Here is a 25,122-nt window from a genome sequence, read left to right as displayed (position 1 = left end):
CCTATCAATTAACGCCACATGCGGGTTCTTAATAATACAAAGATTGCGGCACTTCGTTCGTTTCTGTAAAATCATGCAATGGCAACCCTCAACTATCACCACTTGCGCTATTTCTGGGCCATCGCGCATGAGGGCAGCCTTACCCGCGCCGCCGATCGGCTAAATCTCTCGCAATCGGCCCTCTCGGTGCAGCTCGGCAAGCTCGAGCTGCAGCTGGGCCATCCGCTGTTCGACCGATCCGGCAAGCGTCTCATCCTCACCGAGGCCGGTCGGATCGCCCTCGACTATGCCGACACCGTCTTTCAGGCCGGAGACGAGCTGGTGAGCACGATGAAAGGGCGGCCGGTGGATCGGCGGCAGGCGTTCCGGGTGGGCGCGTTGACGACGCTATCCCGAAACTTCCAGCTGGAGTTCCTGAGCCCACTCGTGGGCCGGGCCGACGTCGAGTTGATTATCCGCTCAGGCACCATGCGCGATCTCCTCGCCCAGCTTGAGGCGCATATGATCGATGTCGTGCTCGCCAACAGCGCTCCGCAGCACGACGCGCGCTCCGACCTTCGCAGCCATTTGCTCGCTCAGCAGCCGGTCGCACTGGTAAGGCGCCCGCGCGCCGAACCGACCGCGTTCCGCTTCCCGGACGACCTGCGGTCGCAGCCCATCTTGTTACCGAGTCTCGACAGTGAAATTCGCGTTGGGTTCGATCGGATCCTCGAACTCGCCGGCGTGCGCCCGATCATTTTTGCCGAAGTGGATGACATGGCCATGTTGCGGCTCCTCGCCCGTGACAGCGACGGTCTGGCTCTCGTACCGCCGATCGTCGTGCGCGACGAACTCGCCGCCGGCCTGCTCGTGGAGGTCTGTCCGGTCCCGAACCTCAGCGAAACATTCTACGCGATCACCCAGAAGCGCCGCTTTCCGAATCCCTTGCTCGGGGAGCTGCTCACGCGGGCGGTAAAGGATAAATGACTTTGTTGCTCACATGCGCATCATGAGGCCTGTCACATCGTCTCAAGGGCTGACGGTCGACCGAACACAAAGCGAACTTCAGCATTCACCGCATCGCGTATAGTCGCTGGATGCGTTCCAAGGATCCAGCATTTGCAGCCTTTTCCGACCTGATCATCAGATCAGTGGCACCCTTGACGCCGTCCGAGCTGACGCTGAACGATATCGCGGACGCCTGCGAACTCCGTGTGCTTGCCAAAGGCGACCATCTGCTCCGGGTCGGGGACATCGCTGAGCACATCTACTTCATGTCAGCCGGGCTTGTTCGCTACTATTTTCTCGACGGCGATAGCGGTGAAGAGCGCACCGGACAGTTTTTCGACAAGGACCAGGTCTTCACCGATGCATCGAGCTTCCTGTCCCAAGCGCCCGCATCTCAGTCGATGCAGGCGCTGGAACCGTCCGAGGTGATCTGTCTGTCTCGCCGGGCACTTTACGCCGCCTACGCCGCCGACCATGCGATGGAGCGATTCGGTCGGCTGATGGTGGAGGCGGCACTGGTTGGCTCACAGCGACGCTCTACCAGTCTCCTCACCCTTGCGCCTGACGAGCGCTACCGCACGTTTGTCAACGCCAGGCCGGAGGTGGCACGGCGTGTGCCACAATATCTCATTGCGAGCTATCTCGGAATCACGCCGGAAAGCCTGTCGCGCATCCGCGGGCGGCTCGTCAAAAAGCTACCCGTTAAGCGGTGATCGGAGCGTCAAGATGCGTTCTGCCAGCTTTCCAGCGTCGCCGTGAGCGCGTCGTCCCAGTCCGTGGCGCGGACGCCGAACGTTTCGGTGTAAGCCTTGTCGGAGATGATGAACGGCGCCTCATAGGAGTAGGCCATTTCAATAACCTCGCTCGCCGCAGGCGCGAAGAGGCCGATCGTTCGGAGAACGAACCTGGGAACCCGACAGATCTTGGGCGCTGGTGCGTTAGCGATCTCCGCCGCCCGCGTCAGGATCTCCCGTGGCGTTAGCGCCGGTGGAGACGGCACGTGCCATGCCCTGCCCCAGGCGCGCTCCTCCCGCCCGAGCCGGATCAGCGCTTGGGCGAAGTCCGGTACATATGTCACGCTGTGCAACATGTCGGCGTTGCCGAACCATCCAATCGCTTTGCCCTTTAACAGGTTCGGCCACACGCGCTCACCAAACGCCGATTGGCGCACGCCGGGGCCGAGGAAGTCGGCTGCACGCCCAGTCACTGTACGCACATCGCCGCGTTGGTGGGCCTCGATCAGTTGCCGGCTGAGATCTGCACGAACCTTGCCCTTCCGCGTTGTCGCGATGAGCGGAAGGTTCTCATCCAGAGTCCCGGCAACGCCGTATCCGTAGAGGTTCTCGGCGGCCACGAGGACCGCGCCGGCACGCGCAGACCCTTCCAGAACGCTCGCCTGCAGCTTCGGAAACATCATGGACCAGCTCTGATAGGGCGGCGCGGCGCATTGATAGACCACGGTGGCCCCTGCGCAGGCCGATATGGCGTCCTCACGCCGCGAGACGTCGCCGACGTGAACCTCGACGCCTGCATGGCGGGCAGAACGAGAGGAGCGGGTGACGGTCCGAACCCGCGCGCCCTGCAGCAACAGCGAGCTGACGACGGCCTTGCCGACCGGACCCTGGCCGATCACGACATGCAGATCATGGCTGTTCATCAAAGTAGCTCCCGGTCCGCGCGATGGGGGTTCACCTGTGCCGTGATCAGGCTCGGCTTGATCGGACGGCCGCTCTCGCGTCGGATGAGATCCCAATGTTTTCCACTGAGCGTGCGCGCAGGTGCCAAATCGCAAGCGCCGCCGTCCAGAGCTGCCAGAAGATCCCCGAAAGCGTCAGCAGGATCGATGATTCCACCCCGATCACCGAGGGTAGCGTGGAGAGCAGACCTGCCGCCGCAATAAAACCGGCACAGCCGATGATGCGGGCGCCGCCGCCTAGCCTCAGCAGGGCGATCGAAACCAGGATGGTCCAGACGCCGGCGAAAAGGCCGACACCTAAAAGTTCACCAACCCCGCCAGCGAAGGCGTTGAAGGAAACGTAAACAACCTCAATCGCGGCTTTGGTGGCGCCGCTCGCGCCCGGATCGACATAGGCAACGGCGAGACCCGGCATCAGGAACAGCCAGCGGACGATACCAAACGCTTTCGCGACCCCGGCCAGAATTCCGAGCGCAACCGCAAAGTTTCCGAGCGCCCGCCCCATCGCCAATGTGCGGCCGAGTAAGATCGCCAAGGGAATCAGAATCAGTGCGTGCAGGAGGTAGCTCAGATAGCCCGCAAAGACCGGACCGGCCTGTTGAAGGATCAACGGCAGGATGATCGATGGCGGCTCCCCGAGCGACGCGGGCCAGTTGATTGACGGCATCAATATGAAGAAGGCGGCCCACATCAAGATGAATTGGGCGAGCAGGAGCACAGCTGCCGGGAGGTAGGGTGGCGCTTGGGGTTGATCCGATACTCCCGCTGACAGATCACGAGTCATGGGATTTGAAACACTGGCCATCCGGGTTTCTCCTTCTCGCGCAGGGGAGCGCAGGGGGATTGGGGTCGTTACGCGACGACTTACCCCCCGTTTATGGAGACCTCAGGCTCGGCTGCCATTGATGTCGGGTAAGATCGACGGTGTCCGTCCCACTGAACCCGGTTGTGAATCCCTAGCCCGCTGGTCGGAGCTGGACCTTCGGCCTTGCGCAGCCAACCGCGAGCTCTCCCGCCGACCCCCTCGCAAAGGCCTCTTCCGGTCCCGAACCTCAGCGAGACCTTCTACGCGGGCACCGAGAAGCGTCGCGTTTCGAATTATTGGCTTGGAGTTGCCCATCCGGGCGGCGAACGGAAAGGATGCCGTGGCTTCCGCTCGAATGCACCCTGCGGCAACGTCAGCCTTTCATTTTGGCCAGGTTTCTAAGTCCAGCGCCAAGACCTCGCCAGCGAGATACAGCGAACCGCAAATGACCACATGCGGCGGCGGCCCATCGCCAGAAAGCGCCGCATCGAGAGCCGATGAGACATCCGGCCGAACCTCCGCGCCAAGCCCTGTACGCCGAGCCACGTCCAAAAGGACCGCGGGATCGGCCGCCCCGCTTGCATCAAAGTCCACGAGCAACAGCTTTAGGGGACGGATCGGACACAACGCCGCGAAGATGCCTTCAAGGTCCTTGTTGGCGAGGACGCCGAGGATGACTGCCAATGGCCGCCCGTCCCTCGCTCTGAGGTCGCGCAACGATCGCGCCAGCGATTCGAACGCGTGCGGATTGTGGGCGCCGTCGAGCCAGAGATCGGCGCCTCGCGCTGACGCTCGTGCGGCCAGCGGACCCGCCGTCAAGCGCTGCATCCGGGCAGGCCACGAGGCGCGTCTCAGTCCCTCGTTCACGGCTGCATCCGACAAGCCGAACTTGCGGGCCACGGCTACCGCGAGCCCCGCGTTGGCGACCTGATGCGCGCCCATCAAACGACCGTGGGGCAAGTCCATATTGCCGGCAGAGTCCTGGTAGCGGACGCGGTCCTGTTCCGTCCATGCATTAAAGTCGCGGCCAGCGAGCATCAGCGGCGCTCGTGCGCGCTCGGCCGCTTTCCTGATCACGACCAAGGCGCTTTCGACCTGGCGAGTGGAAACGCAGGGAACGCCGGGTTTTATGATGCCGGCCTTCTCCCCCGCGATCTCGGCGATCGTTTCGCCAAGAAACTCACAGTGGTCAAGGGCGACGGGCGCGATGGCCGTGATCGCCGGACGCTCTATGACGTTCGTTGCGTCATAACGCCCGCCCAGACCCACCTCGACAAGGCAGAGATCGGCGGGCGTCTCCGCGAACGCCAGCAACGCCGCCGCCGTCGTGATCTCGAAGAATGTGATCGGCTCACCCTCGTTCGCCGTTTCAATCCGCGCCACCACCTCGGCCAGATCGTCCTCGGAAATCAGTTCGCCCGCCAGCCGGATGCGCTCCGCAAAACGTACGAGGTGCGGTGAGGTATAGACATGCGTGCGTAAGCCGGCGGCCTCGGCGATGCCGCGCAGGAAGGCGATCGTCGACCCTTTGCCGTTGGTCCCCGCCACATGGATTACGGGCGGCAGCCGACGCTCAGGGCGCCCCAGTTTCGCGCAGAGACGCTTCATGCGAACGAGCGAGAAGTCGATCAGCTGCGGATGCAGCGCGCGCAGCCGCTCCAGCGCGGCGTCGTGAGCTCGCACACCGTGGATCACGAGGGGCGGTCCACCGGGAGCGGCGGTGCGATTGGCGATTCGGCGGGCCCCACCGAAGCCGGCGGGGTCCGCCCTTCGCGCCGCGCACGCCTCCGAGCAGCAGCACCCCGCGACGACGATCTCGAATCCGGGCGAGCGCCCCGCTTCCTCATGGATTGCACTCCGGGCAATATTGCGCCGGCGCACGGAGCAACCCATCAGACCGAGGCCGTTCCTCACGACACCCACACACCGAGCAACCATATTCCTCGGCGAGGACCATTTCGGTGGGCGCGCCGCAGTCCTCGCATTTCAGCCCGATCCGCGATCCCGTACGTCCGAAGCCGGGCGCGCCGCACGCAGGGCACGGTGTCGCGAGCCGTCGAGCGAGGCGATCCGCGAGCGCGGCGAGGCTTTTCATCCGCGTCGGATTGAGGTGCGCGCGCATGTCGGTCTCGAGACGCGCCCGGCCATCCGAGGATGCGGCAGCGGCGGCCGCGATCGCGAGCGCAAGGCCTTTCCGGTCGGTGAGGCCTTTAACGAGAGCCGCTGTCACCGAACCCTCATTCGCCCGCACGATCAGGGCGTGGCTCGGGAATCCCACCCGTTCGAGGAATGCCTCCAGCGCATCGCCTGGAGAAACGACGAGATGGCCGAAGTTGGTCGCGTCGGCGATCAGGCTTTCACTGACGACGATCCCCCTCTCGTCATCGACGAACACCAGGAGCTCCATGCCGGCCGCGAAGAACGGGATCGCTGGATGGGGCCCGAACGAGCCCTCGCTGGCGAGGCCGAGCGGTAATCCGGCGCCCTGCATGCCCAGCCTCGCCTTGCGCACCGCGACCTCGAGCATCGTCCCCTGCCGCGCGATTTCGCCCGAGAACGTCCCGAGCTGATCGGTATCGAGACCCGCCGCGGGTACGACGACAAGACCAAGGGTCGCGCTAAGGGCCGGCGCGATCGCTTCTTCCTTGCGATGCATGGTGGCGAGCACGGCGCTGCGACCTGCGTAAGGACGTGGTTCATAGATCGCGGTTCGCTCATGACGGCGCATCGATCGGTCCTCGATACGTCCAGGCCATGGACGCACCGGCCTGGAACGGAACGACTTGGTCGCCAGCAGCGGCGAAGACCGATGGCGCCCGCCATGGTGTCCGTTCAAGGACGATCGAGCCGGCGTTGAGCGGGAGGTCGTAGAAGCGCGCTCCATGCTCAGACGCGAAGGCTTCGAACCGGTCCAGCGCACCTTCCTCGTCAAACACCGTGGCGTAACTCTGCAGGGCGACCGGCGCGTTGAAGATGCCGGCGCAGCCGCAGGCGGACTCCTTGTCACGGACCGCGTGTGGCGCTGAATCGGTGCCGAGGAAGAACTTCGGATTTCCCGAGGTCGCCGCGCGTCGCAACGCCAGACGATGCCGCTCGCGTTTTGCGACCGGCAGGCAGTAGAGATGCGGTCTGATGCCGCCGGCGAACATCGCGTTGCGATTGATCATCAGATGGTGTGGCGTGATCGTGGCGCCGACGTTCGGCCCGGCGGCCTCGACGAAGGCCACGGCTTCGGCGGTGGTGATATGCTCGAAGACAATCTTGAGAGCGGGAAATCCTGCGACGACATTCGCAAGCACACGGTCGATGAAGACGGCTTCGCGGTCGAAAACATCGACGTCGTGGTCCGTGACTTCCCCGTGCAGCAGCAACGGCATCCCCAGGCGCTGCATGACGTCAAGGACGCCGAAGATGTGAGCCACGTCCGTCACGCCCTGCGCGGCGTTGGTGGTCGCATGCGCAGGATAGAGCTTGGCTGCGGTGAACACGCCGGACCTGAAGCCGCGCTCGATTTCCGCCGGGGCGATGTCGTCGGTCAGATAGGCCGTCATCAGCGGTGTGAAGGCAAGGCCAGGCGCGAGCGCCCCCTGGATCCGCGCACGATAGGCTTCCGCCGCGGCCACGGTGGTCACCGGCGGATCGAGGTTGGGCATGACGATCGCCCTGGCGAACTGACGGGCGGTCTCGTTGACGACGGCGGCGAGCATCCCGCCGTCACGGAGATGCACATGCCAATCATCGGGCTGGCGAAGGACTAAGCGGTGCGCGCTGGATGACTCCACTCTCTCGGCTGCGGCGCCTGGGTCAGATATCAGCATAGACGTGCTCTTCGGCGGCAGCGCCTGGATGGGTCACCGCGCCCTTGCCGGCGGAACCGACGGTCTGCGCGTAGCGCCACAGCGCTCCGGACTGGAAGGCATGCCGGCGCGGCTGCCACCGCTCGCGGCGCGCCGCCAACTCGGCGGGATCGATGCGGAGCGAGAGCGTCCCTCGCTCCGCATCGATCTCAATCACATCGCCGTCCTCGATCAATGCGATCGGGCCGCCGACCGCGGCTTCCGGTCCGACATGACCGACGCACAGGCCGCGCGTCGCGCCCGAGAAGCGGCCGTCGGTAATCAAGGCCACGTCCTCCCCCATGCCCTGGCCATAGATCGCCGAGGTGGTGGACAGCATCTCGCGCATGCCGGGTCCGCCACGCGGCCCCTCGTAGCGGATGACGAGCACCTCGCCCGCATGGTAGCGCCGCTGCATCACCGCTGCGAAGGCATCCTCCTCCCGGTCGAACACGCGCGCCGGACCGCTGAAGGCGAGCCTGCGCAGGCCCGCCACCTTCACGATTGCCCCTTCAGGCGCGAGATTTCCGGAAAGGCCGACGAGGCCGCCGGTCGGTGACAGCGGCCGCGTCGTCGGATGGACGACGTCCTGGTGGTCGGGCAAAAGCACGGATTCCAGATTCTCGGCCAGGGTGCGGCCCGTGACCGTCAGGCATTCGCCGTGCAGGAAGCCACCGTCGAGCAGCGCCTTCAGGACCACCGGCACGCCGCCGATCTCGTGCACGTCCTTGGCGAGATAGCGTCCACCGGGCTTCAGATCGGCGATCAACGGCGTGCGCCGAAACACCGCGGCGACATCGAAGATGTCGAAGGCGATGCCTGCCTCATGGGCCATCGCCGGCAGATGGAGCGCGGCGTTGGTCGATCCGCCTGTCGCGGCGACGACCGCGGCCGCATTCTCGAGCGCCTGGCGCGTGACGATGTCACGCGGGCGCAAGCCCCGTTTGAGCAGCGCCATCACCGCGCGACCCGACGCGTCGGCAAACCGGTCCCGGGACTCGTAAGGCGCCGGTGTGCTGGCCGAACCCGGCAGAGCGAGACCGATCGCCTCCGACACATAGGCCATGCTGTTGGCGGTATATTGGCCGCCGCATGACCCCGCCGATGGGCATGCCACCGTTTCGAGTTCGGCGAGGTCCGCATCGCTCATCGTTCCGGCGGCGTTGGCGCCGACCGCCTCGAACACGTCGAGCACCGTGACGTCTTTGCCGCGGAACCGTCCCGGCAGGATCGAGCCGCCGTAGAGGAATACCGAGGGCACGTTGAGGCGCAGCATCGCCATCATCAGCCCCGGCAGAGTCTTGTCGCACCCGGCCAGCCCCACCAGCGCGTCGTAGCAATGACCGCGCACGGAGAGTTCAACCGAGTCGGCGATCACCTCGCGGCTGACGAGCGAGGCCTTCATGCCGGCGTGCCCCATCGCAATGCCGTCGGTGACCGTAATGGTGGTGAACTCGCGCGGCGTGCCGCCGGCGGCCGCCACCCCCTTCTTCACCACCTGCGCCTGCCGAGACAGCGAGATGTTGCAGGGCGCCGCTTCATTCCAGGTCGTGACGACGCCGACGAAAGGTTGCGCGATCTCGCGGGCCGACAAGCCCATCGCGTACAGGAACGAGCGATGGGGTGCGCGCTCGGGGCCTACTGTCGTATGCCGGCTCGGCAGCCCCGACTTGCCCGGGTCCGATTGGACAGCCCGAGACTGCGTCGGCGCGGATTCGTCACGGTCATCCACGAAGCGCCTCCGCGACGTGCAACCCGATCTTCTGTCCTGCGATTTGCATGGGACCAGCCGCTCCGCTCTGCCGTTTCGAAACCGTCCTCCCTGTACGGTAGCGGTAGTGAGAGCTTTTAGTTACTTCAAATAACTCACGGTTTTGTTCTGTTTTATATAACAACCCGCCACCGAGCTTAAACGGCGCGACGCAAGCACGTCCGCACCGCCAAACCAACGCGCGCCCGGCGTTCCTCGCACTGCGACGGAAGCGATTCCTTCGTCGCAACAGCAACACCTTGCCGGGATCCGGATTCAGGGCAAACACTGACGGTCAACCCAGGCCGCTCACTTCCAAACGTCGGTGTGGATCCCGATCGAAGTCAGTTTGCGACCACCTCGTTTCAAGGCGCGTCGGCCAACCCAAAGTCCGCCGGTTCGAGCCCGAGAACTTCGCAGATCCGGCTAGGCTCTGGACCCATTGATTTGAGAGGCATGATCTGATTCAGGCTCCGCGAGGAGACTGAAGATGAGCGACCTGTACTGGCTGACGGACGAGCAGATGGCTCGGCTCCGGCCATATTTTCCCAAGAGCCACGGCAGGCCCCGGGTCGATGATCGGCGGGTGCTGAGCGGGATTATCTTCGTCAATCGCAACGGTTCGCGCTGGTGTGATGCGCCCAAGGAGTACGGTCCGCACAAGACGCTCTACAACCGATGGAAGCGTTGGGGCGAGATGGGCGTCTTCCTCCGCATGATGGAAGGGCTGGCCGCCGAGGGTGCCGATCCGAAGACGGTTATGATCGACGCGACCTACTTGAAGGCGCACCGCACGGCATCGAGCCTGCGGGTTAAAAAGGGGATCTCGGGCGGCTGATCGGCCGCACCAAAGGCGGGATGAACACCAAGCTTCATGCTGTCACCGACGCCAACGGCCGCCCGCTCAGTTTCTTCATGACCGCAGGCCAAATCAGCGATTACACCGGCGCTGCGGCGCTTCTCGACGACCTTCCCAAGGCGCAATGGCTGCTGGGTGACCGCGGCTACGACGCCGACTGGTTCAGGGATGCCCTTCAGCAGAAGGGGATCAAGCCCTGCATTCCTGGGCGGAAATCCCGTCTCGACCCCATCAAATACGACAAGCGTCGGTACAAACGCCGCAACCGCATCGAGATCATGTTCGGCCGCCTCAAGGACTGGCGCCGCGTCGCCACCCGCTACGATCGGTGCCCTACGGTCTTCTTCTCCGCTATCGCCCTCGCCGCCACCGTGATCTTCTGGCTCTGATCAATGAGTCCTGAGCCTAGCGGTCGCCCGTTCTTCGGAGTCGAACCCGCCATCGGCAGCGGCGATCGCGCAGCAGGCCTCGACGAGCAGTGCCGGATACCGCTGCGCGCCCTTGACGCGTGCGACCGCCTCGAACGCGGCCGCCTCGCCACCCTTCTGGTCCTTGGCGAACCGCTCGGTCAGAGTTTCGAACGTCGCGGTGACATCGTCTAGCCCGAACGCAGCGATCGGCTCAAATCCACGGATCAACCCGAGCATCCGGTCATGCTCCTCCGTCGTTACCCAGCCATCGGCGAAGGCGATCAGCGCACACCCCGCGACGATGCCTTCCATCAGATGTTCGTTCTGCGCCCGATGAACCTCGTCGCCGAAGTCTTCCCAGGAGCGTTTCGCAAAACCTCCAAGCGCGTGTCGATACGGCATGTAATCTCCTTTTCCTCGATGTTGCATGAAGCGCCGCCAACCGGCCGATCAGTCGAAGATGCGCGATCGCCGCTCGTTGCGCCGATAGTTGTCGTGACCATCGTCCCAAACGCGCCGACCTTCGAGACGAGCGGGCTCTCGGTTGGCGTGGCCGCTTCCGACGTCCGCTCCCGTTTGCGGGCCGGATCAGCGGCATCATCCTTCCGTGCGACCCCCAGCAGCTCTGCGAGCTGGCCGCGGTCGAGCCAGACGCCGCGGCACGGCATCAGAACTTGCCTTTCACGGCAGGGGCGGGATTGCGGGTCCGCCACAGCGAATAGACGATGCCGGCGGCGAGGATCGCGAAAGTGGCGCCGAGCGACCAGATGGCGGGAAATTTGTCGAGCCCGAGGAAATCGGCGACGAAGATCTTCGAGCCGATGAAGATCAGCAGCACGGCAAGCGCCTGCTTGAGGTAAGCGAAGCGGTGCAGAACGGCAGCAAGTGCAAAATAGAGCGCGCGAAGCCCCAGGATCGCGAAGATATTCGACGTGTACACAATGTAGGGATCGGTGGTGATCGCGAAGATCGCGGGCACTGAGTCCACCGCGAAAATCACGTCCGCGATCTCGATCAGGATCAGCGCGAGGAAGAGCGGCGTCATATAGCGCACCGGCCGCCCCGTCCTCGGGTCCGGCAGCTTCACCAGGAAGCGCTCACCGTGCAACTCCTCGGTCACGCGGAAGCGGCGGCGGATCAGCTTGAGGACCGGGTTCTTTGAGAGATCGGTCTCCTTGTCACCCAGCGCCAGCATCTTGATCCCGGTCAGGATAAGGAAGGCCGCAAAGACGTAGAGAACCCACGCAAACTCGGCGACCAGCGTGGCGCCGATGCCGATCATGATCGCGCGTAGAACGATGACGCCGAGAATGCCCCAGAACAGCACGCGATGCTGATACTGACGTGGTACCGCGAAGTAGCCGAAGATCAACGCGATCACAAAGACGTTGTCGAGCGCCAGGCTCTTTTCGACGACGAAGCCGGTGAGATACTGGATGCCCGCGGTTTCGCCCAGCTGCAACCAAACGAGGCCGGCGAAGGAGACTCCAAGCACGATGTAGCCTGCCGAGAGCACGAGGCTTTCGCGCACGCCAATCTCTTTCTGCTTGCGATGCAGGACACCGAGGTCCAGCGCGAGCAGCACACCGACGATCGACACAAAGCCCAGCCACATCCAAGCGGGGTTGCCGAGCCAATCGAGCAGTAGGAATTCCAAATGCCGCCTCCCTGTCATGGAGTGCGGCTCGATCGGGAGCGTAGGATCGGACCCGGGCATCGAGCGCACTCGATGCGGTCCGACATCACGACCATCATGGTCGCCAGAGGGGCCCGGCCCGCGACGGTCATATAGGAAGCGCCCAGACTAGCCACAAGGGAAGATGCTTCAAACGCAAAGATCAGATCGGCCTTACGGCCTGACCACGCTTGATCGGCAATCTCATCACTGGATCCGCGCGGTCATTCGGCTCATTTCTGCGCCGCGTTGCACGCTGTGCTGGAGTTGCTTGAAAAGCGGACCGTGGGCGACGATCGTCGACCACCCGACCGAACGAGCGCGGCCCGTCCGATTCTTATCCGTGGGTGTCCGCGGCCACTACCACCGCTTGTCCGCCCTTCCCGTCCGAAGGTGAAAGTCCCATTCGTAGCGGGCAACCGCATGCGCCAGCGTGCGGAAACCTGCCGGAACGTGTTCGCACCGCCTTGTGTGATCCTTGGCTAAAAGTGCGTCGGCGGGCGCCGCGAATGCGAGATGTGGAGCTAAGCATGGACCCTAGGAGATATCTCACTGCCGAAGAAGTCGCGGAGCGCTACCGTGGCAGCATCTCGATAGGCACTCTACGCAACTGGCGGGCTATGAGAATCGGGCCGACTTTCATCAAGATCGGCAAAGCCGTGCTGTATCCCGTTGACGAACTCGATGCCTGGGACGAGAAGAACCGCGTGACCTGCCGTGCATCAACGCGCCTCGGCATGAGGGGTCAGGATCAGGTGTGATGATCACCCAGGTGCACGATTTGCCGATCTCAGTTGCCGACCTCACCCAACTTACGCATCACCAATTTCTAGCGCAACTACAGCAGGTTAGTCGATCATAGCAGACTCCTGCACAACCACCCCTCCGGCGACCCGACACCGTCGCAGGCGGATATCAAGATGACCAAGGCGATCGTCACCATCGCCGAGCCGCTCGGCATCGCGGTGCACGATCACATCATCATCGGCAAGAATGGCCATGCCAGCCTGAAGAGCCTGCGGCTGATGTAATCCCGCCAGATCCGCGCGCAGCTCTTCGATATGCACGCGCGGAGATCGGCGACATCACCGTTAGGTCATGTCGATGCCGGCTGACAATCGTAGGCATCCCCCTTGCGGATCACCCGGCCGATACCCGGCCAGCCGAGATGCGCGCCGGCGATCCATGTCCCGGTCTCCGCTGCCTCATGAAAAACCGCGAGGCGGGTGGCGCGGGCGATCGGCTGATCGTCGTCATAGCCCCAGCTCAGCGCGGGATTGCCGAACTGCCGGGATGGCACATGGACGATGTCGCCGAAGAACAGGAAACGGTCTTCGCCCGTGTCAAACGTATAGCCGGTGTGACCGGGAGCATGCCCCGGCAGGGCGACGGCCCGCAATCGCCCGGCCACCTCATCGCCAGGCCTGACGGACTTCAGCAACGGCCGAAACCGCGTGAGCAGCGGCTCGGCGAGAAAACCCTCCATCGCCTCGTCGCTGATCATGATCGCCGTCAGGTTCGGAAGCAGCGCGCGGCCGCCGGGGGTCAACAGCCCCAGCACATGATCCTGATGGGTGTGGGTGAGCACCAGCACGGAGACCGCAGCCGGATCGATCCCGGCTTCCGTCATCGTCTGCTCGAGACGTCCCACCGTGGGGGCCCAACCACCGCCACCGCTGTCGATCAGAATGCAGTCACCATCCGGACCTGCCAGGGCGAAGCAATTGACCGACAGGCGCAGCGCCGCCGCCTGCGCGGCATGGGGCACCGGATTGTTGTGCGGATCGCGCAGGAGATCCACCGGCATCTCGATAAAGCCGTCCGACAGCGACCAGACACGCCACTGTCCCGACATGCCGCCGAAAACGCTGTCGCTGTGCAATGTCACGATCATGGGGCCACCTTCTCGCCTGTGCCTCGGTATTGACCGAGCCTAGGACAGCGGACTTTATGACGATAGACCTGCGACCCAGGATGACGTGATGAGGAAAATTCATAAATCATGCAGAGCGAACTGAACGATCTCGCCGCGTTTGCGATGGTCGCCCGTGAACGCAGCTATCCCACGCGTCGGCATCAGCCAGCCGCGCTGTCGGCGCTCGTGAACGCGCTGCGCCTGTCGCGACAACAGCGCGGTCGCGCGACAAGACGCGCGACCGGCGGCGAAGCCCGGCCGCCTCGCAGACGGGACGTCACGGCCGTTGATCCATCACCGCCGGGCGGCCGCCGGCCTCAGGCCGAGCCTGGCAAGAAAGGCATCGACCGCCGGGCCCCAGACCTCCGGATGGCTGACCACATCGTGGCCATGGCCGCCGTTCTCGATTTCCTGAAATTCGGCTTTGCCGCCGGCTTTGACAAAATCCGCGTACCACAGGCGCGGCAAGGCCGGTCCCCAGAACGCGTCATCGCTGGCATAGAGCCACAACATCGGCAGGCGCGCCGTGTGGCCATATTTGACCATCAGAGCGCGGAGATCCGGCTCATTACAGGGGTGACCGACTCCAAGGACGCCGCCGCCTGCACCGCCGGCGTAGTTCACTGCACCGAGCACGCCCTCGGGCATCGGCGTGCCCGCAGCGACCATCATGGCCAATCCACCGGTCGAGTTTCCGGCAAGAATGATGCGGTTGCGATCGACGAACGGAAGCGTCCGCGCGTAGGTCACCGCGGCCACCGCCTGCTCCACCGCGGCTCTGGCGCCTGGTTCATACTGCGCTTTGGCACAGCCGCCGTTTTCCTCGACATCGGGATCGAGGCCTGTGCCGCCATAACCGAGACGCGTCGCGATGAAGAAGCTGAAGCCGCGGCGCAGCCATGCCTCGGCAATCTCGGACTCGCGGCGACGCATTGGAAATTCGCGATTGTAGGGCCGCCTGCCATGGCTGTAGATCACCGCCGGGAACGGCCCGGCACCCTTGGGCCGATAGAAGGTGAGGATCATCGGCCCGCCATGGACCTGCCCACCGAGGCCGCGCGCAGTGACCGGAACGGTCACGTAGGTTTCGTTGAGGTCCACGCGTGGCGGCTCGGCAAAGACCGTCCAGTTTCCCGGGACCGATCGTGCGCCGGTGTAGCCGAACTTTCCATCGGGCGTGACGTCATAGCGGACATAGCGATCGCCCCGAAAGAAATAGATCGTGCCGTCGCCCCAGTTGACGGCCGCATCGATACCGCTCGACCAGTCGTGCGGGAAGCCTGGCCAGTTTCCCGCGATCGGCCGCGGAAAACCCTCGTCGACCTTCTCCGTTGTGACGTCGAAGCGCAGATATTCGCTACCTCTGAAGAAATAGACCTTGCCGGCGCTCCATTTGACGGCCGCATCGATGCCGGACGACCACGTCGCCGCGAAGCCGTTCCAGTTTCCCGCGATCGGACGTGGATAGCCGCCATCGGCCTTGTCCGCGGCGATATCAAAACGCAGATACTCGCGGCCACTGAAAAAATAGGCCTTGCCATTGCCCCAGTCGACGGCCGCGTTGATGCCGGCCGACCACGCGGCCGGAAAGCCGCTCCAGGAGCCGGCGATCGGACGCGGGTAATAGTCGTCCGCGTCCTCTCCGGTATATCTGACGTACTGGTTGCCCTTGAACAGGTAGTGGCGGCCACCGCTCCAGTTCACGCCGGCGTCAATGCATTTGGGCTGGCAGGACCAGCCGAACGTCTGGGCATGGCTGCCGCTGGATAGCAGCAGCGCAGCCATCGCACACCACAAAGCGCGAAACATTCGCATGCGTCGCCTCGCCCCCGGCGCCAGGTCGCGGGCACCGGAAGCGGTGCCGGCGGCCTGGAAGCGTCCTGATTAACAGGGCGACACAGGCCGCGGCAACAACGAACCCGATGCGAAGGCAGCCCTGGAAATATCGAGCAATGGAGCGCGGTTCGTGTCAACACCGGTGCCGGGCTGCCGCAAGCGACAGGACGATCAATCTCACCGCGCCCTGTCCGGCTCGACAAAGAACTGCACCCCGACGAGCCGCTCGATCAGCAAGATCATGACCATCGTGAACAGCACCAGCGTCGTCGAAATCGCCGCAACGACCGGCGTGCCGCTTTCCTGAATGAACGAGTAGATCTGCACCGGGAGCGTCGTGACGTCGGGACCGACAAGGAACATGGTCACGGTCACCTCGTCGAACGACAGTATGAAGCTGAACAGCAGGGCCGTGACCAGCCCCGGCCGCACCAGCGGCACCGTGACACGCCAGAACGTCGACCAGTGGCGGGCGCCGAGGCTGAGCGAAGCTTCCGCCATGGACGGATCCAGCTTGCGCAACGAGACGGCGATCGGCCGATAGGCGTAAGGCAGCGTGATGATGCAGTGTGCGAGGAGCAGCCCCGCGAAGGTGCCGTAGATCTTGAACATCGACATCAGCGCCAGCATCGCAATGCCGAGCGCGGCATGGGGAAACAGGATCGGCATCAGCACGGCGGTCTCGAACAGGCCGGTCCATCGCCTGTCTCCCCGGACCACGACCAGGGCCGCCGTGAACGCCGACAGCGTGCTGACGACGGCGCCGGCCGCCGCAAGGCCGAGGCTGACCATCAGGCCTTCCAGCCAGCGCGGGTCCGACAGAAATTCCGCATACCAGCGCAGCGACAGCGCACCGGGTGGAAACCGGATGTAGCCGGCATCGCTGAACGACGCCGCCGCCACGATCAGGATCGGCGCCGGCAGAAAGAGGATCAGCCCCCACAAGCCGATGCGTCCCCACACCACGCTCTTCATGACGCCGTCCTCCGGCTGCGAGACCATGCCGTCAGCCTGCGCTCGAGCCATTGCAATGGCAGCGCCACAGCCACCCCCGAGAGCAGCAGCAGGAAGGCCAGCATCGAGGCCTTCGGGAAATTGAACGTCTGGATCGCTTCCTGATAGATCTGCGTCCCGACCATGCGATCCTGCACGCCGCCGAGCAGGATCGGCGTGACGATCGCGCCGGTCGACATCAGGAACACCAGGATCGCGCCGGACACGATACCCGGCAGGGACAGGGGCAGCGTCACGCGGCAGAAGCCATACCACGGCCGCGCGCCGAGGCTCTTGCTGGCTTCATCGAGGCTCTTGTCCAGATGCAGCAGCACGGTCAGCACCGAAATGATCATGAACGGCATCAAGACGTGGACCAGCCCGATGATGACGCCGGTGGTATTGAACATCAGCCGGATCGGGCTCTCGATCACGCCCGCCCATTTGAGCCATTCGTTGACGAGCCCCCGTGGCCCGAGGATGACGATCCAGCCATAGGTGCGCACCACGATGCTCACCAGCCATGGCAGGATGACCAGGATCATTAGAATGTTGCGATTGCCGGGGTAACGCCAGATGCCGTATGCGATCGGATAGCCGGCGACGATGCTGAGCGCCGTCACGGCCAGCGACACGACGATCGTGCGGACATAGATCCCGAGATAGTCCGGCCGGGCGATGAACTCGCGATACAACGCCAGCGTCAGGCCATTGCTATCGACGACCGTCATCGCGATCATCCTGCCGATGCTGACGAAGAAGAACGCCAGCAGCAGCAGGGCGGGCAGCAGCATGACGCCGCGAACGAGACGCGTCCGCAGCCGTCGCCGCCGCTCCTCGGCCGGCACCGGGAGCGGCGCCTGCAGTCCAATCGATCGAGTCATCACCACCGCTCCCTGCCCAGCAGCATCAGATGCGGAGGAATTTCTTCGCGTTGCCGTACAACCACTTCCGCTTGACGGTGTCGTCGAGCGGCAGATCCTCGACCTCGCGCACCGTGCGCTCGATCGGCATCATCGGATAGGACGAGCCGAAGATGATGCGATCCTGGAGAATCGTGCGGCCGTATTGCAGCAGCGGCTCGTAGCCCGAGCCGGCGACGTTGAGATATTTCGGACGGACAGCCACCAGCCCGATATGGACATTGGCGTGCCGCCAAGCGACGCCGATCAGTTCATGCACCCAGGGAAAGCCGGGCGGCGCGGCGCAGACCCGCAGGTCCGGGAAATGCACCATGACCTCGTCGAGCAGGATCGGACGGCCATACTCCATCAGCGTCGCGGTCGAGAAGTTGATGCTGGTGTGGAGATTGACGGGAATGTCGAGCTCGACGCATTTCGCATACAGCGGATAGAGACGCTTGTCGTTGATCGCCAGCTTGTGCTCGAAGCATTGCAGATTGAGACCACGCAGGCCGAGGTCGCGCACGGCGGTTTCCAGCTCGCGAACCGCTGTCATTCCCTTGTGCGGATCGACACCGGCGAAGCCGATGAAGCGCGGGCCGTTGTCCTTGCAGAACTTCGCGACGTCCTCGTTCGAGATGCGCCAGCCGAACGTGGTTTCGAGATCGCGCGCCTTGACGACCACGTGCTCGGCGCCGACGCTGTCATACATCCCGATGAGGTCCGCCAGCGTGTGCGCATCGCGATCACCGACCGCCCGCTCGCTCGATGCGTAGATCGAGCGATAGCGCTTGAGATGCGTCGAGCCGGTTTGGGCGAACTCCGGCACTGGCGGCCGGCATCCATAGTCGATGATCATGTGCGTTCCGCTCCGATTGCGAGTGAAGGCCAGAGATGCCGCCACGGCTGCAAGTGGGACAAGGCCGCGGCCAGCGCGACAAGACGCTGTTCCTCGTGCCACGGCGCGACGATCTGCAGGCCGACGGGAATGCCGTTCGCGGCAAAGCCGCAAGGCACCGAAATCGCCGGATTGCCGCTGGGATTGAAGGGGATCGTGTAACTGTACCAGCCCTCGCGCAGCGAGCCGGCCGCGACGCCATCGACCATGAGGGGCTGGTCGGCGCGCTGCGAGACGGGCAGGGCCGGCACCGACACCGTCGGCGTGACGATCACGTCGGCGGTCTCGAACAGCGCCAGGACACGCCGCAGAAGCTCGGTGCGCGCGAACAGCGCACGGCGCAAGGCCTCCGCGGACAGCTTGCCGCCATCCTCGATCGACGCCACCGTCGTCGGATCCATCGTGTCGCGCCAGCGCCCGAGCAGGCCCTTGAAGCGCGTGCCCTGATAGGACCGCATCAGCACCAGGGCTTCGTCCAGCGCCCAGTCGAACTGCGCCGGCCCGTCGACAACGATAGCCCCTTCGCCAGCCATGCGGGCGACCGCCCGCGCGCAATGCGCTTCCACATCGGCGTCGAGATGCTTGTTCACCGTGCGCGGCAGCCACATCACCCGCAGGCCGCGCAGGATGGCGAGCGGATCGTCCGGCAGCCGCAGCGGGCTCTGTCGACCGCCATAGGACCAGGGATCGCCCGGATCGGGGCCCGCCATCACATTGTGGAGCAGGACCACGTCCTCGACGTCACGCGCCATGCTGCCGATGCAGGTCAACGAGCCGAACAGATCCGGCGAGGTCTCGTGCGGAACGGCGCCGATCGTCGGCTTGAGGCCCACGATGCCGCAGCACGACGCGGGAATACGGCTCGATCCAGCGCCATCAGTGCTGACGCCGAGCGGGCCGAAGCCCATGGCCACCGCGACGGCCGCACCGCCGCTGGATCCGCCGGGCGAATGCTCCGGCGACCAGGGGTTGCGCGTGATGCCGTGCACGGGGCTGTCCGTGAGCACCTTGTGTCCAAGCTCCGGCGTCGTCGTCTTGCCGATGACGATGCCGCCGGCCTCCCGCACCCGCGCGATCGCCCGGGCGTCGCGCTCGGGGACATTGTCCGCGAAGGCAGCGGAGCCGAACGCAGTGCGCATCCCTGCGGTCGGCAGCAGATCCTTGACGTGCACGGGCACGCCGTGCAGCGCCCCGCAGTTGACGCCGGCGCGGATCTCCGCATCGGCGGCATCCGCGCTACGCAGAGCCTGGTCGTCATCGACCAGGGCGAACGCGTTGACTGGTCCGTTCAGGCGTTTGATCCGGTCCAGCACGGCGCCGACCGTCTCACGCGACGACAGCCGCCGCTCCCGGATCAAACGCGCCAGTTGATGCGCCGGCTGTTGCCAAATCTCGTCCATGGGCCCTCCAGTTCCAGTTAGCGCCAGAGACCGTCGACCCGGTCATACGCGCCAACGCGCAGGTCGCTCTTGGCGCGGATCAGCTCGCTCTTGGCGATTTTCTCCGAAGGAGTCTTCGGCAGCGCATCGACAAACTCAAGATAGCGCGGCACCTTGAACGCTGCGAGGTTGCGCGAGCAGTGATCGAAGATCTGTTGCGTCGGCGGGACGCCGGCCGTGGCATGCGGCTGGAGCACCACATAGGCCTTCACTTCCTGCCCGCGCAGGTCGTCGGGAACGGCGATGACAGCGGCGTCGTGCACGTCCGGCAGGTTCTTCAAAACCGCCTCGACCTCGCGGGCCGCGATGTTCTCGCCGGCCCTGCGCACCATGTCCTTGAGGCGGCCGACGATGTAGAAGAAGCCGTTCTCGTCCTGGCGAAACAGGTCGCCGGTGCGGAACCAGTCGCCGAAATACGATGCCTCGTTGGCCTCGGGCTTCTTGTAGTAGCCGAGCATCATGCCCGGACCGCGCACGACCAGCTCGCCGATCTCGCCGCGCGGTACGTCCTGTCCGGCCTCGTCGACGACGCGGCATTCACGGAACGCAGTCGGCACGCCGCAGGAGCCGGACCCGATCATTTGCGTCGCCTCGAGCGGCACGAACAGCGTCGGGCCCGTTTCCGTCATGCCGAACGCTTCCATCGCGGGAACGCTGAAGCGCTGGCGCAGCTCGGGATGGATCTCCTTGCGCACGCCATAGATGTTGGCGCGCCGCAGATAGGAGGTGCCGTCGTCGGGGCACGCCGGCTGCTTGAACACCACTTCCGGAAACAGGCAGAAGTTGATGCGGTGCTCGCGCAGCCAGCCGGCGAAGCGGCTGGCGCTCTGGCGCTGCGCGACATACAGCGTGCCGCGATGATGGAAGGCGAGCAGCAGCAGCCATTGCGGATCGAGATAGAAGAACGGCGTCGAGGCCAGAACCCGCTCATAGCGCTTGCCGTCGCGCAGCCCGTTGACCTTGCTCGCGCTCAGCCAGTAGCGATGGGTCAGCATGCAGCCCTTGGGGAAGCCGGTCGTGCCTGACGTATACTGGATATTCATGAGGTCGCCATGGCCGATCGATGCGTCCGCGGCGAACGTCTCCGCGTGACCGCGCACCTCGTCTTCCCAGATCCGCCCGGCGAAGCCTTCGGCCCGTCCGCCGAACAGTGCAATCCGGTCGGCGGCGACCGACAGAGGCGCCGTGTCATCGGCCGTCGCCGCCAGCAGCGCGGCGAAGTCGCTGTGCAAGATCAGGAAACCAGCCTCGGAATCGTCCAGGATGTAACGCAGCTCGCGACGGGTGTAGCGCACGTTGACAGGAACCATCACCGCGCCGAGACGCGCCAGCGCGAGCCAGATCGTCGGCATCTGCGGGCAGTTGGGCAGCATCACCGCAACATGGGCGCCGCGCGTGACGCCCCAGGCGCGCAGTGCGTTCGCTGTGCGGTTCACCGCGCGAACCAGCTCGGCGTAAGTGATCGTCTCTCCGGTCTCGAAGAAATTCCAGGCCAGCGTATCGCCGGCGTCCGCCGCCGCCTGATCGAGCAGGTGCCCGATGTTGGCGGGCAAGGGAGCGGCCTCGATGGCCTGCCTGCGCTGGTCCGGCGTCATCGCCGCCAGAGTATCGATGAAGTTGTCTTGAGACATAGCTTGAGCGTTCATGGAACAGGGGTCCCGTGCGATCTGGGTCTGATGGTCGATAGGATCCGTCCCGCGGCTTCGCGGACGGTGCGATGACGGCCTGCCGGCCCTAGTTGGTGTCGGCGATCAGCTTCTCGATGATGTTGATGCGCTCTTCTTCATGCTCGGCGGTGTAGGCCCAGTCCGGCCGATAAAGCTTCGACATCAGCTCCTTCAGGGACATGCCCATCTGCTCCTCCGCCTCCGGCGGCAGCTTGGCGGTCCGGTTGAGGGGCAGGTAGCCGCCGAGCACCGCGCCGCGCGCCTGCGGCTCGGCCTGCGAGACATAGTTCAGGAAGCGCGTGGTCGCCTCCATGTCGCGCGCGCCCCTGGGCACCACGAGCAGATAGGGGATCATCAGCGCACCCTCGCGCGGCACCACCATGGTGACGTTGCGCGCACCCTGCTGCCGCAGATGCCACAGCCGCCCGGAATAATACGGTCCCGCCGCGATTTCGCCGCGGGTCAAAAGCCCGTTCATGTGTGCGATCGAGGTGTAGGTCGTCAGCGTGTTGCGCACGACCTGCTTGAGCAGCGACAGACCCGGCTCGATATTCCTGACATCACCGCCCGCGGCCTTCGCCAACATCGGCAGGTCATAGGACGAAAGGTAGATCGGCCGTGTGATCGCGATCTTCTCCTTCCACTTCGGATTCGCCAGCTCGCTCCAGGACGAGAAATCACCGGGCTTCGCGAGATCCGTGTTGACGGCGATGCCGTAGTACATGAAGTACGGACTGGCGCCGGCGAGCCGGCCCTGCGCATCGCGCATCAGGTCATCGGGACTGGTGTCGGCCGTTGCCGGAAGCGCTGCCGGATCGAACATCTCGATCAGGCCATCCCGCATCAGGTTGGCGCCCTGCGGATAGGTCACCATGACGGCGTTGTATTGCGGATGACCCGCCTGGGTTCGCAGCTGTGCGTCCGGCGTGGGGACAGGCACGATGCGGACCTTGATGCCGGTCTCCTTTTCAAACGGGTCGGCAAACGCGGTCTTCCACACCTTCTCGACGCCGCCGCCCCAGGTCGCGACGAGCAGCTCGGTGGCGCTCGCCGGACGATGCGCAAGCACGACGGCGAATCCGACGGCCAGCGCCGCGTTCAATCCAGCTTTCATCGACATGCGAATGCTTCCCTTGTCTGACATCACATCGGCCTATCGCGCGTGAGCGGCATGCTCGTCCGCCGGCACCAACGCCGCGCCATCGAGCGGCCAGCTGATCCGCACCGTGTCTCCCGGCCGCCAGCCGGCATGGCCACCTTGCGTGCTCGGCTGCAACGCGATGAACGCCTGATCCGCCGCCTCGATCGTGTAGCGGGTGTTGGCGCCGACATAGAACAGGTCCGACACCCGCCCCTCGAAGTAGGCGCCCTGCTCGCCACCGAGCGCCAGTTGCTCCGGCCGCACCGACAAGCCGACGCGCGATCCGACATCGAAGGACGTCGCCGATCGCACCGGCACGACCTGGCCGGTCGGATCGAGGCGAATGGTGAAGACATCGCCCTCCCGGCCCATGACGACGCCGATCATGAAATTGGATTCGCCGACGAACTGCGCGACGAAGGGCGTCGCCGGCTGGCCATAGACCTCGCGCGGCGTGCCGACCTGCTCGATCCGCCCGCGGCTGAACACTGCAATGCGATCGGACATGGTCAGGGCTTCTTCCTGATCATGGGTCACGAAGATGAAGGTGGTGCCGACCTGCTGCTGGATCTGCTTGAGCTCGCGCTGCAACTGGCGCCGCAGCTTCATGTCGAGCGCGCTCAGCGGCTCGTCGAGCAGCAGCACCTTGGGGCGAATGACCAGCGCCCGCGCCAGCGCGATCCGCTGCTTCTGCCCGCCGCTGAGTTCATGCACATAGCGCCGCTCGAAGCCGGCGAGGCCGAGCATTGCCAGCGCCTGCGTCACCTCGTGCTCGATCTGGCGCCGATCGACCCGGCGCGCCTTTAGCCCATAGGCGACGTTCTCGCCGACCGACAGGTGCGGAAACAGCGCGAGATTCTGGAACACCATCCCGATCGGGCGCGCATAGGGCGCCGCTTCGTTCATGCGCTTTCCGCCGATGGCGATCTCGCCCGACGTCGGCCACTCGAACCCGGCGATCATGCGCAGCAGCGTGGTCTTGCCGCAGCCGCTCGGCCCCAGCAGCGTCAGGAACTCGCCTTCGCGGACACTCAACGACACGTCATCGACGGCCAGGAACGCACCGAAGCGCTTCGTGACCGACGTGACCTCAAGAATATTTCCGGAAGTTATGTTATTCCCTTCCCGCATTTCATCCCCTGAACGACCGAATCTTGCGTTTTACCGGTAGCTCGCGCCCGTTGTCGGCAAACAACCATGCTCCGTGGCGGGGGTCAAATATCAAGAACTTTGAAAATCATAATCAGATGTTATGTTGACGCAGCGACAGAGGAGGCACCGTGGCGCTCACGCACCGGCAACTGGAGGCATTCCAGGTTTTCATGGAGATGGGCACGGTCACGGCCGCAGCCGACCGGCTGCGGGTGTCACAGCCTGCGATGAGCAAGATCCTGGCGGCGCTCGAATACGACCTGAAACTCAAGCTCTTCAAACGCGTCCGCAAGCGTCTGATGCCGACCAACGAGGCGCATCTGCTCTATGTCGAGGTTCGCCGCCTGATGACATCGATCAGCGACATCACGGAGTTCGCCCGGGATCTGGCTCATCTGCGCAGCGGCGAACTGCGCATCGCCGCGGCGGCCTCCATCGGTCATACGCTGCTCGCCGACGCCATTGCGGCCTTTGCCCGCGAGCACGACAAGACCCGCATCAACCTCAATGTCAGCACGTCCATCAGCCAGCTCGTCACCAGCCAGAAAGTCGATCTCGGCTTCACGCTGCTCCAGATCCAGCATCCGGCGCTGGTCACCGAACCGCTGTTTCATGCCCGCGCGGTATGCATCGTCCCCGCGGACCATCGGCTGGCCGGACGCGCGGCGATTTCGGTGGACGATCTCGAGGGCGAGCAGGTCATTTCCTTCATGCGCGAAAGCCGCATGCGCCACCTGATCGATGCCAAATTCGAGGAACGCGGCGTGTCGCGGCTGACCCAGTATGAGGTCTTCACGTCGGTCGAGGCCAGCGGGCTGGTGGCGCGCGGCCTCGGCGTCTCGATCGTCGAGCCGCTCGGCGTCCTCTACCGCAGCGACCCGTCGATCGCGATCTGCCGCTTCGAGCCCGCCATCGAATTCACATTCTTCGCGATGCGGCCAAGACACCTGGAGACCACGCGACTGGCGACCGCGTTCATGGAAGAGCTCGACCGGCATATCCAGGCCCTCTGCCGCAAGCGTGACGACTGGCTGAAGATCAGACTCCCGGGCAAATCGCGGCCGCATTCGCAGTGACCCCGTCCAACGACGGGGCGACGGCGCCACCGCTCCCGATAAAAATCCGCCTAACGACCTTGGCATGCGAATTGCTGTAGGACAG

General features: G+C 64.6%; 22 protein-coding genes and 1 pseudogene. 6 read left to right on the top strand and 17 right to left on the bottom strand.

Features of this window, described 5'->3' with window-relative positions; all coding sequences use genetic code 11:
- Positions 1-78 precede the first annotated feature (78 nt).
- Together JQ639_RS24205 and JQ639_RS24200 are read left to right on the top strand one after the other, a co-directional pair.
- Positions 79-966, top strand: coding sequence for a LysR family transcriptional regulator (locus JQ639_RS24205; RefSeq protein ID WP_116970729.1), 888 nt, complete (start codon positions 79-81; stop codon positions 964-966).
- 110 nt (positions 967-1,076) lie between these two features.
- A complete protein-coding gene (locus JQ639_RS24200) occupies positions 1,077-1,700 on the top strand; it encodes a Crp/Fnr family transcriptional regulator (RefSeq protein WP_116970728.1) in 624 nt (207 codons plus the stop codon).
- Positions 1,701-1,708: 8 nt separating this feature from the next.
- On the opposite strand, the gene JQ639_RS24195 is transcribed toward JQ639_RS24200, so the two are convergent.
- The 6 genes from JQ639_RS24195 to ilvD form a co-directional block, all read right to left on the bottom strand.
- Entirely contained in the window at positions 1,709-2,644 is a 936-nt protein-coding gene (locus tag JQ639_RS24195; protein WP_137900591.1) for an NAD-dependent epimerase/dehydratase family protein, read from the bottom strand.
- A gap of 46 nt (positions 2,645-2,690) precedes the next feature.
- Positions 2,691-3,488 (bottom strand): DUF4386 family protein, encoded by a 798-nt coding sequence (locus JQ639_RS24190; RefSeq protein WP_116970711.1) that lies wholly within the window; start codon positions 3,486-3,488, stop codon positions 2,691-2,693.
- 381 nt (positions 3,489-3,869) lie between these two features.
- The gene (locus JQ639_RS24185) at positions 3,870-5,183 is read right to left on the bottom strand and encodes a bifunctional folylpolyglutamate synthase/dihydrofolate synthase (protein ID WP_116970710.1); all 1,314 of its coding nucleotides are present in this window, start codon (positions 5,181-5,183) and stop codon (positions 3,870-3,872) included.
- A 148-nt stretch (positions 5,184-5,331) separates the two neighbouring features.
- Entirely contained in the window at positions 5,332-6,156 is an 825-nt protein-coding gene (locus JQ639_RS24180) for a DUF6671 family protein (RefSeq protein ID WP_349644564.1), read from the bottom strand.
- Positions 6,157-6,202: 46 nt separating this feature from the next.
- Positions 6,203-7,306, bottom strand: coding sequence for a dihydroorotase (gene pyrC, locus JQ639_RS24175; protein ID WP_116970713.1), 1,104 nt, complete (start codon positions 7,304-7,306; stop codon positions 6,203-6,205).
- A complete protein-coding gene (gene ilvD, locus JQ639_RS24170) occupies positions 7,293-9,056 on the bottom strand; it encodes a dihydroxy-acid dehydratase (RefSeq protein WP_116970708.1) in 1,764 nt (587 codons plus the stop codon). The genes pyrC and ilvD overlap by 14 nt, the downstream gene beginning before the upstream one ends.
- A gap of 508 nt (positions 9,057-9,564) precedes the next feature.
- On the opposite strand from ilvD, the gene JQ639_RS24165 reads away from it, so the two are divergent.
- A protein-coding gene (locus tag JQ639_RS24165) for an IS5 family transposase (protein ID WP_116970707.1) occupies positions 9,565-10,322 on the top strand; the annotation gives its coding sequence in 2 pieces (ribosomal slippage) (positions 9,565-9,898 and positions 9,898-10,322; 759 coding nt in all).
- On the opposite strand, the gene JQ639_RS24160 is transcribed toward JQ639_RS24165, so the two are convergent.
- Complete coding sequence (locus JQ639_RS24160) at positions 10,323-10,772, bottom strand: tellurite resistance TerB family protein (RefSeq protein WP_116970706.1); 450 nt, start codon at positions 10,770-10,772, stop codon at positions 10,323-10,325.
- Between the two features lie 238 nt (positions 10,773-11,010).
- A complete protein-coding gene (locus JQ639_RS24155; RefSeq protein WP_137900590.1) occupies positions 11,011-12,018 on the bottom strand; it encodes a TerC family protein in 1,008 nt (335 codons plus the stop codon).
- 530 nt (positions 12,019-12,548) lie between these two features.
- Between JQ639_RS24155 and JQ639_RS24150 the strand changes: the two genes are divergently transcribed.
- The gene (locus JQ639_RS24150; RefSeq protein WP_137900589.1) at positions 12,549-12,779 is read left to right on the top strand and encodes a helix-turn-helix transcriptional regulator; all 231 of its coding nucleotides are present in this window, start codon (positions 12,549-12,551) and stop codon (positions 12,777-12,779) included.
- A 105-nt stretch (positions 12,780-12,884) separates the two neighbouring features.
- Positions 12,885-13,049, top strand: a pseudogene (locus tag JQ639_RS24145) (JAB domain-containing protein); the annotation flags it as partial.
- Between the two features lie 65 nt (positions 13,050-13,114).
- Here the strand turns inward: JQ639_RS24145 and JQ639_RS24140 are convergent.
- The 9 genes from JQ639_RS24140 to JQ639_RS24100 all read right to left on the bottom strand — a co-directional run bounded on the left by JQ639_RS24140 (position 13,115) and on the right by JQ639_RS24100 (position 23,850).
- A complete protein-coding gene (locus JQ639_RS24140; protein ID WP_211967543.1) occupies positions 13,115-13,912 on the bottom strand; it encodes an MBL fold metallo-hydrolase in 798 nt (265 codons plus the stop codon).
- A 315-nt stretch (positions 13,913-14,227) separates the two neighbouring features.
- Entirely contained in the window at positions 14,228-15,748 is a 1,521-nt protein-coding gene (locus tag JQ639_RS24135; protein ID WP_211967544.1) for a hemopexin repeat-containing protein, read from the bottom strand.
- A gap of 198 nt (positions 15,749-15,946) precedes the next feature.
- Complete coding sequence (locus JQ639_RS24130) at positions 15,947-16,744, bottom strand: ABC transporter permease (protein ID WP_211974999.1); 798 nt, start codon at positions 16,742-16,744, stop codon at positions 15,947-15,949.
- A complete protein-coding gene (locus JQ639_RS24125; protein ID WP_211967547.1) occupies positions 16,741-17,646 on the bottom strand; it encodes an ABC transporter permease in 906 nt (301 codons plus the stop codon). The genes JQ639_RS24130 and JQ639_RS24125 overlap by 4 nt, the downstream gene beginning before the upstream one ends.
- A gap of 25 nt (positions 17,647-17,671) precedes the next feature.
- Positions 17,672-18,523, bottom strand: a complete 852-nt coding sequence (locus tag JQ639_RS24120; protein WP_211967549.1) for an amidohydrolase family protein — start codon at positions 18,521-18,523, stop codon at positions 17,672-17,674.
- Complete coding sequence (locus JQ639_RS24115) at positions 18,520-19,962, bottom strand: amidase (protein WP_211967551.1); 1,443 nt, start codon at positions 19,960-19,962, stop codon at positions 18,520-18,522. The genes JQ639_RS24120 and JQ639_RS24115 overlap by 4 nt, the downstream gene beginning before the upstream one ends.
- A gap of 17 nt (positions 19,963-19,979) precedes the next feature.
- Positions 19,980-21,647, bottom strand: a complete 1,668-nt coding sequence (locus tag JQ639_RS24110; RefSeq protein ID WP_249123289.1) for a class I adenylate-forming enzyme family protein — start codon at positions 21,645-21,647, stop codon at positions 19,980-19,982.
- 88 nt (positions 21,648-21,735) lie between these two features.
- On the bottom strand, positions 21,736-22,788 hold the full coding sequence (locus JQ639_RS24105; protein ID WP_211967553.1) for an extracellular solute-binding protein: 1,053 nt from the start codon (positions 22,786-22,788) through the stop codon (positions 21,736-21,738).
- Between the two features lie 33 nt (positions 22,789-22,821).
- Positions 22,822-23,850, bottom strand: a complete 1,029-nt coding sequence (locus tag JQ639_RS24100) for an ABC transporter ATP-binding protein (RefSeq protein WP_371745142.1) — start codon at positions 23,848-23,850, stop codon at positions 22,822-22,824.
- 239 nt (positions 23,851-24,089) lie between these two features.
- Between JQ639_RS24100 and JQ639_RS24095 the strand changes: the two genes are divergently transcribed.
- Entirely contained in the window at positions 24,090-25,037 is a 948-nt protein-coding gene (locus JQ639_RS24095; RefSeq protein WP_211967557.1) for a LysR substrate-binding domain-containing protein, read from the top strand.
- The last annotated feature ends 85 nt before the right edge of the window (positions 25,038-25,122 follow it).

It is taken from the genome of Bradyrhizobium sp. U87765 SZCCT0048 (assembly GCF_018131225.1).
In the GTDB taxonomy this organism is placed as follows: Bacteria; Pseudomonadota; Alphaproteobacteria; order Rhizobiales; family Xanthobacteraceae; genus Bradyrhizobium_A.
This window is presented reverse-complemented; position numbering and strand designations above follow the sequence as displayed.